We start from the raw sequence: 7,570 nt of genomic DNA on the forward strand, positions 1-7,570 counted from the left end.
CGTGAACCAAGGCAGATGTCGGCAGGATCACGGCCACCCGCAACCCCGCCGGCCACCCATCACGCCGCCTCGGCGATCTCCACCTCCTCCTCCTCCCCATGCTGCCTTAGCGGCTTGTTCCCCGACAGCCTGCGCATCAGCACGTAGAACACCGGCGTCAGGAAGATGCCGAAGGCGGTGACGCCGATCATGCCGGCGAAGACCGCGATGCCCATGGCCTGGCGCATCTCGGCGCCCGCCCCCGTCGAGATCACCAGCGGCACCACGCCCATGACGAAGGCGAGCGAGGTCATCAGGATCGGCCGCAGGCGCAGGCGGCTGGCCTCGACCGCGGCTTCGACCGGCGTCCTGCCCTGAAATTCGAGCTCGCGCGCGAATTCGACGATCAGGATGGCGTTCTTCGCCGATAGTCCGACCAAGACGACGAGGCCGATCTGGGTGAAGACGTTGTTGTCGCCGCCGCTCCACCAGACGCCGGCCATCGCCGCCATCAGGCCCATCGGGATGATCATGATGATCGCGATCGGCAGGGTCAGGCTCTCATACTGGGCGGCGAGCACCAGGAAGACGAGCAGGATCGCGATCGGAAAGACGATCAGCGAGGAATTGCCGGCGAGGATCTCCTGATAGGTCAGGTCGGTCCATTCGAAGGCGAAGCCCTTGGGCAGGGTCTCGTTGGCGATGCGCTCCGCCGCCGCCTGCGCCTGCCCCGACGAGAAGCCGGGCGCCGGGCCGGCATTGATGTCGGAGGCGAGGAAGCCGTTATAGCGCATGGCGCGTTCGGGCCCGGCATCGGCGCGCACGTCGAGCACGGCCGAAAGCGGCACCATCTCGCCCGAGGTCGAACGCACCTGGAGCTTGCCGATATCCTCCCGATGGGCGCGGAAGGGCGCATCGGCCTGGACGCGCACGGTGTAGGTGCGGCCGAACTTGTTGAAGTCGTTCACATAGGACGAGCCGAGATAGATCTGCAGCGTCTCGAAGACATCGGTCACCGGCACGCCGAGCTGACGGGCCTTGGTGCGGTCGATATCGGCATAGAGCTGCGGAACGTTGACCTGGAAGCTCGAGAACATGCCGGCAAGCTCGGGCGCCGTCGCGGCCTTGGCCATGAAGGCCTTGGTCGCCTCATCGAGTGCCTTGTAGCCGAGGCCGGCGCGATCCTCGATCTGCAGCTTGAAGCCGCCGATGGTGCCGAGGCCCTGGACGGGCGGCGGCGGGAACATGGCGATGAACGCCTCCTTGATGCCGGCGAACTCCTTGTTGAGCTGCATGGCGATGGCGTTGCCGCCGAGCTCCGGCGTCTTGCGCTCCTCGAACGGCTTCAGCGTCACGAAGACGATGCCGGCGTTCGAGGAGTTGGTGAAGCCGTTGATCGAGAGGCCGGGGAAGGACACGGCGCTCTGCACGCCGGGATGCTTCAGGGCGATCTCGCCCATCTTGCGGATGACGTCCTCGGTGCGGTCGAGCGTCGCGGCGTCGGGCAGTTGCGCGAAGCCGACGAGGTATTGCTTGTCTTGGCCGGGCACGAAGCCGCCGGGCACGGTGCGGAACAGCACGGCGGTCAGGCCGACGAGCACGAGGTAGACCGCCATCATCGCCGTCTTGCGGGTCAGGATGCGGCGGACGCCGCCGCCATAGGCCTGCGAGGAACGATTGAAGAAGCGGTTGAAGCCGCGGAAGAACCAGCCGAACAGTCTGTCCATGCCGCGGGTCAGCGCGTCCTTCGGCGCGTGATGCGAGCGCAGCAGCAGCGCCGCCAGCGCCGGCGAGAGCGTCAGCGAATTGATCGCCGAGATCACCGTCGAGATCGCGATGGTCAGCGCGAACTGGCGGTAGAACTGGCCGGTCAGGCCGCTGATGAAGGCGAGCGGCACGAAGACCGCGACCAGCACGAGCGCGATCGCGATGATCGGCCCCGAGACCTCGCGCATCGCCTTGTAGGTCGCCTGGCGCGGCTCCAGCCCCTGCTCGATATTGCGCTCGACATTCTCGACGACGACGATGGCGTCGTCGACGACGATGCCGATGGCGAGCACCAGCCCGAACAGGCTGAGCGCGTTGATCGAGAAGCCGAAGAGATACATCACCGCGAAGGTGCCGATGACCGAGACCGGCACGGCGACCAGCGGAATGATCGAGGCCCGCCAGGTCTGCAGGAAGACGATGACGACGAGCACCACGAGCGCGACGGCCTCGAGCAGCGTCGTGATCACCGCCTTGATCGAGGCGCGCACGAACTGGGTGGTGTCGTAGACGATGCTGTAATCCACGCCCTCCGGCATGTTCTGCTTGATCTCCTTCATCACCGCCTGGACGTTGTCGGCGATCGTGATCGCGTTCGAGCCCGGCGCCTGGAAGATCGGCACGGCGACGGCCGACTTGTTGTCGAGCAGCGAGCGCAGCGCATATTCGGCCGCGCCGAGCTCGATGCGGGCGACATCCTTCAGCCGCACGACGGCGCCGCTCGGCGCGGTCTTGACGATGATCTCGCCGAACCCCTCCTCGTTCTGGAGGCGGCCTTGCGCATTGACCGAGAGCTGCAGGTCGAGACCCGGCGCAGTCGGCGAAGCGCCGATGACGCCGGCCGCGGCCTGGACGTTCTGGGCGCGGATCTCGCGCACGATGTCGGAAGGCGAGAGCCCGTGCTCGGCGACCTTCTGCGGGTCGAGCCAGACGCGCATCGAATAGTCGCCCGAGCCGAAGAGCTGGACCTGGCCGACGCCGTCGATCCGCGCCAGCCGGTCCTTGACGTTCAGCACCGCGTAATTGCGCAGATAGGTCATGTCGTAGCGGTCGTTCGGCGAGGTGATGTGCACCACCATCGTCAGGTCCGGCGAGCTCTTGATGGTGGTGACGCCGAGGCGGCGCACCTCCTCCGGCAGGCGCGGTTCCGCCTGCGAGACGCGGTTCTGCACGAGCTGCTGCGCCTGGTCCGGGTCGGTGCCGAGCTTGAAGGTGACGTTCAGCGTCATCACGCCGTCGGTCGTCGCCTGGCTCGACATGTAGAGCATGCCCTCGACGCCGTTGATCTGCTCCTCGATCGGGGTCGCCACGGTTTCGGCGATGACGCGCGGATTGGCGCCGGGATACTGCGCGCGCACCACCACCGTCGGCGGCACGACCTCGGGATATTCCGAGATCGGCAGCACGCGCAGCGAGAGCAGGCCGGCGACGAGGATGAGAACGGAAAGAACGCCGGCGAAGATCGGCCGGTCGATGAAGAACTTGGAGAGATTCATGATTGCCCCCTTCGGGCGGCGGCTCCACCGGTCCCGAAGCGACCGGCGGGGGTGAGTTGGATATCGGTCCAGCCCGTCATTGCGAGGAGGCTTCAGCCGACGAAGCAATCCAGGAGCGGCAGAGCTCTACGGGCTGGATTGCTTCGCTGCGCTCGCAATGACGGTGGCGCTTCAGCGCCGGGCGAGTTCGGTCGCCGGCTTCTTCAGTTCGGGCCGCTCGGCCATCGGCACCTGCTCGGGTGCGACGGTCGCGCCGGGGCGGATGCGCTGCAGGCCGTTGACGACGATCTGCTCGCCGGCCTCGAGGCCGCTGGTGACGATGCGCAGCCCCTCGTTCGACGAGCCGAGCGTGACCTCGCGCCATTGCGCCTTGCGATCCTCGCCGACGACGAAGACGAACTTCTTGTTCTGGTCGGTGCCGATCGCGCGCTCGTTGATGACCAGTGCCGGCTCGGACTTCGCCTGGCCCATGCGCAGGCGCACGAACTGGCCCGGCATCAGCGCGCCCTCCGGGTTGTCGAAGATGGCGCGGACCCTGACCGTCCCGGTCTCGGCCTCGACCCGATTGTCGACGAAGCCGAGATGGCCCGAAACGGACAGGCCATCACCCGTCGCGGTCGTCATCTCGACCGGGATGCGCTTCAGCTCGCGCGGCTTGCCCGGTTCGTTCGGCAGCGTCGCCAGCGCCCGCAATACCGTGCCCTCGTCGGCGTTGAAGCCGGCATAGAGCGGATCGACCGAGACCAGCGTCGTCAGCAGCGGCGCGGCAGCCCCGGCAGCGACGAGATTGCCGACCGTGACCTCGAGCCGGCCGATGCGGCCCGAGATCGGGGCATGGATCTGCGTATAGTCGAGGTTGAGCCGCGCCGATTGCAGGGCGGCGCGGGCGGCGCGCTCATTGGCCTGCGCTTCGCGCAAGCCGTTCAGCCGCGTATCGAGATCGCGCTGCGAGACGTTCTGCGTCGACATCAGCTTCTGGCCGCGCTCATGCTCGCCGGCGGCGAGCGCGACGCGGGCCTCGGCCGCCAGCAATTGCGCCTGGGCGCGCTCGAACTCGGCCTGGTAGGGCGCCCGGTCGATGCTGACCAGCAGGTCGCCCTGCTTCACCAGCGTGCCTTGCGCGAAATGCACCTGCTCGACCACGCCGGAGACGCGCGAGCGGATCTCGACGCGCTCGATCGCCTCGAGCCGGCCGGAGAACTCGGCCCAGCTGACGAGATCGCGCTGCTCGACCAGGGCGACCGAGACAGGCGTCGGCGGCGGGGCGGCCGGCGTGGTGTCGCCCTGCGCCCCGCCGGAACCATTGACGGCGATGGCGAGCGCGGCGAGCGAGACGCCGGCGGCCAATGCGGTGCCCAACAGGGCATGACGGATCGTTCCCAGAATCATGGGGTCATTCCTTCGTGAGATGAGGTCTAAAAACCGGAGGCGGGCGTCTAGGGCGGCGCGGTCGCCGAGAAGAACTCGCTTACCTGCTGGCAGGCGCAGCAGAGACAGGAGCCGTCGCGCGGCGCCTCCGCGAAGGCGTCCGGCCAATGGCTCGGCGCGCCGACGAGATGAACCGTGGCGTCGACGCCGACAGCCTGCAGCCGGCGCCCGTAACTGATGCTCTCGTCGCGCAGCGGGTCGTCCTCGGCGGTGACGATCAGTGCCGGCGCCAGCCCGGACAGCCGCGAGGCGTTGACCGGCGCCGCATAGGGGTGCGCCGCCTTTTCGGGCGTGCCGAGATAGGCGTGCCAGCCATCAGCCCAGCGGCAGCCGACCGGCCCGGCCTCGGCATTGCGGAAGGAATAGGTGCCGAGGCAGGCATCGAGCATCGGCGAGAACAGGATCTGCCCGGCGAGCGGCGGGCCGTGACGGTCGCGGACCATCATCGCCAGGGCCGCGGCGAGGTTGCCGCCGGCCTCCTCGCCCGCCACATAGAGGCGCGCATGCTTGCCGACCCAGCGCGCCTTGTCGCGCGCGATCGTCTGCAGCGCCTCGTACGCCGTCTCCAGAGCCTGCGGGAAGCGGGCCTCGGGAGCGAGCGGATAGGGCAGCGAGATCACGATCGCGCCTGCCTCGGCGAGCGTCGTCGCGACGGCCTCGCCGGCGGCAAGGGAGCCGCTGTCGAAGGTGCCGCCATGCAGATGCAGGACGAGCCCGGCCTCGTCGGGCACGGCGGCCGGAGCATAGAGGCGCCCGGCCAGCGTCTCGGAGCCGGCCACGACCTGCTGGTCGCGCCAGAACACGGAGCGACGATAGCGGCTTGGCGGGACGGAAATGGCGAGCATGGCGTGACGACTGACGAATGTTGCGATCCGTCAGCATTTAGGAGATAGTGGTGGGGCAATAAACTGCCGATCCGCTCCCACATTGTTTCTGTACGGAAACAATGATCGGATTGGCCCAGGAGATCCGATGGACCAGCTCAACGCCATGCGCGCCTTCGTGCGCGTCGTCGAGGTCGGCACCTTCACCCGCGCGGCGCAGCTGCTCGACCTGCCGAAGCCGACCGTGACCAAGCTGATCCAGCAGCTCGAGGCGCATCTGCGGGCGCAATTGCTCAACCGCACGACGCGGCGCGTCACCGTGACCATGGACGGCGCCGCCTATTACGAGCGGGCCTTGCGCGTGCTGAGCGAGATCGACGAGCTCGATTCGAGCATGGCGCTGTCGCAGGCCAGGCCGAGCGGGCGCCTGCGCCTCGATGTCAGCGCACCGCTGGCGATCGAGGTGATCCTGCCGGCCTTGCCCGGCTTCCATGCGCGCTATCCCGAGATCCAGATCGATATCGGCCTCTCCGACCGGCCGGCCGACCTGATCGGCGAGAATCTCGACCTCGCCGTGCGCGGCGGCGAGATCCAGGACCAGAGCCTGATCGCAAGGCGTGTCGGCGAGCTGGTGCAGATAACCTGCGCGGCGCCGGACTATCTCGCCCGCCACGGCACGCCGCAGCATCCAAGCGATCTGGAGAGCGGCCATTCGGTGATCGGCTATCGCGCCGCCGGCACGAGCCGGACGCTGCCCCTGATCTTCGCCACGAAGAAGGAGACGATCGAGGTGCGCGGCGAGTACATCGTCTCGCTCAACGAGGGCACCGGCTATCTCGCCGCCGGACTCGCGGGCCTCGGCGTGATGCAGGTGCCGACCTTCATGGCGCAGGAGCACATCGCGGCCGGGCGCCTCGTGCCGCTGCTAACCGGCTGGTGCACGACGCCGAAACCGCTGCACATCGTCTACCCGCCGAACCGGCACCTTTCCAACAAGGTGCGGGTCTTCGTCGACTGGCTGGCCGAGCTTTTCGCCAAGGACGACCTGATCCAGCGCCGCTCGAGCCTGCCGGCACCCTGCGGCACGATGGCGGCCGAATGACGGGTGGGGATTTCCTCCGACGGTGATCTGGCCTAACCAGACGCGCAAGTCCCCCCAGCAAGGTCTGCCCCGATGTCCCGCACCGTCCGCGACGCGCTCGAAGCCAATCTCGCCCGCATCGGGGACGGCGCGCCGGTCTTCACCAGGCTGCTGACGGAGACCGCGCGCGCCGAGGCGGATGCCGCCGATCGCCGGCTCGAAGCCGGGCTGCGCCTGAGCCCGATCGACGGAACCATCGTCTCGGTCAAGGACCTGTTCGACGTCCGCGGCGAGACGACCTGGGCCGGCTCCAGCATCCTCAGGGGCGCCGCCCCGGCGACGCAGGATGCCCCGATCGTGGCGCGCCTGCGCCGGGCCGGCGCGGTGATCGTCGGCAAGACCAATATGAGCGAGTTCGCCTTCTCCGGGGTCGGGCTCAACGGCAGCTTCGGCACGCCCGGCAATGCGCTCGACGCTTCGCGCGTCCCCGGCGGCTCGTCCTCGGGGGCGGCGGTCTCGGTGGCGCAGGGCAGCTCAGAGCTGACCGTCGGCACCGATACCGGCGGCTCCTGCCGCATCCCCGCCGCGCTCAACGGCATCACCGGGATGAAGCCGACGCATGCTTTCGTGCCGGCCGAGGGCTGCTTCCCGCTGGCGCCGAGCCTCGACACGGTCGGCCCCCTCGCCCGCGACGTCGCCGGCTGCGCCCGCCTGCTCGCGGTGCTGGCCGACAAGCCTTTCGACCTCGCCGAGGGGCTCAGCCCCGGGCGCTCGCGTGTCGGCGTCGCCCGCGGCGGCTTCCTCGCCGAGGCGGAGCCCGCCGTCGCCAAGGCCTATGAAGCGGCGATCGAGCGCGTCATCCGGCTCGGCATCGCGGTCGAACCGGTCGATCTCGACGGGCTCTGGAAGGAGATGCTCGCCGCCTCCCCGGTGCCGATCGTCACCGTCGAGGCCGCGGCGGTGCATCGCGAGATCATGGCGAACAATCCCGGCGG

5 protein-coding genes are annotated in these 7,570 nt (G+C 68.6%); 2 read left to right on the forward strand and 3 right to left on the reverse strand.

The window, feature by feature from the left end; translation table 11 throughout:
- Positions 1-59: 59 nt before the first annotated feature.
- The 3 genes from V6M56_RS00745 to V6M56_RS00755 form a co-directional block, all read right to left on the reverse strand.
- Complete coding sequence (locus V6M56_RS00745; RefSeq protein ID WP_332680654.1) at positions 60-3,242, reverse strand: efflux RND transporter permease subunit; 3,183 nt, start codon at positions 3,240-3,242, stop codon at positions 60-62.
- Between the two features lie 171 nt (positions 3,243-3,413).
- Entirely contained in the window at positions 3,414-4,631 is a 1,218-nt protein-coding gene (locus tag V6M56_RS00750; protein ID WP_332680655.1) for an efflux RND transporter periplasmic adaptor subunit, read from the reverse strand.
- A gap of 47 nt (positions 4,632-4,678) precedes the next feature.
- On the reverse strand, positions 4,679-5,515 hold the full coding sequence (locus V6M56_RS00755; RefSeq protein WP_332680656.1) for an alpha/beta hydrolase: 837 nt from the start codon (positions 5,513-5,515) through the stop codon (positions 4,679-4,681).
- A 127-nt stretch (positions 5,516-5,642) separates the two neighbouring features.
- Between V6M56_RS00755 and V6M56_RS00760 the strand changes: the two genes are divergently transcribed.
- Positions 5,643-6,596, forward strand: coding sequence for a LysR family transcriptional regulator (locus tag V6M56_RS00760; protein ID WP_332680657.1), 954 nt, complete (start codon positions 5,643-5,645; stop codon positions 6,594-6,596).
- A gap of 72 nt (positions 6,597-6,668) precedes the next feature.
- Positions 6,669-7,570 (forward strand): amidase family protein (locus tag V6M56_RS00765; protein WP_332680658.1); only part of this gene is annotated, 902 nt, incomplete at its 3' end.

Source organism: Allobosea sp. (assembly GCF_036675845.1).
Lineage (GTDB): Bacteria > Pseudomonadota > Alphaproteobacteria > Rhizobiales > Beijerinckiaceae > Allobosea.

Excerpts from the sequence above, each read along its gene's own strand:
- V6M56_RS00755 (WP_332680656.1), bottom strand. The coding sequence starts at position 5,515 with ATGCTCGCCATTTCCGTCCCGCCAAGCCGCTATCGTCGCTCCGTGTTC.
- V6M56_RS00750 (WP_332680655.1), bottom strand. The coding sequence starts at position 4,631 with ATGATTCTGGGAACGATCCGTCATGCCCTGTTGGGCACCGCATTGGCC.
- V6M56_RS00760 (WP_332680657.1), top strand. The coding sequence starts at position 5,643 with ATGGACCAGCTCAACGCCATGCGCGCCTTCGTGCGCGTCGTCGAGGTC.
- V6M56_RS00745 (WP_332680654.1), bottom strand. The coding sequence starts at position 3,242 with ATGAATCTCTCCAAGTTCTTCATCGACCGGCCGATCTTCGCCGGCGTT.